Source organism: Limosilactobacillus portuensis, from assembly GCF_014838735.1.
Lineage (GTDB): Bacteria > Bacillota > Bacilli > Lactobacillales > Lactobacillaceae > Limosilactobacillus > Limosilactobacillus portuensis.
The window spans coordinates 1-279 of sequence record NZ_JABUXQ010000141.1; the positions used below are offsets into that span (position 1 = coordinate 1).

Consider the following 279-nt stretch of genomic DNA (forward strand, 5'->3'; position numbering starts at 1 on the left):
TGACGTGAGCGATTAGCCAAGTCCACGCTCGTTGTTTGACTGTCAGCTGTTGCAGCGATAACCGAAAATGCCCCTGTATAACTGAATAAATTGAGTAATTGGCGTCCTTTAGCATAATAGTCTCTAATCTTTTTACGCACTTCTTTTTGGTCTAAGAATATCCCCGTCATCGGACCGTCATCAAGATATACATTGTAAAACGTGAAATTTTCTTCAACGACAATCGGAAACTCCGGTGCTGTCCCCGTTACAAAACCGCCTTCAATAGATTGATGTTTA

Annotated in this window: 1 protein-coding gene; it reads right to left on the reverse strand. The window is 41.6% G+C overall.

Features of this window, described 5'->3' with window-relative positions:
- Window positions 1–279 (reverse strand): class I SAM-dependent methyltransferase (locus tag HUK49_RS10900; protein WP_191913701.1); only part of this gene is annotated, 279 nt, incomplete at both ends.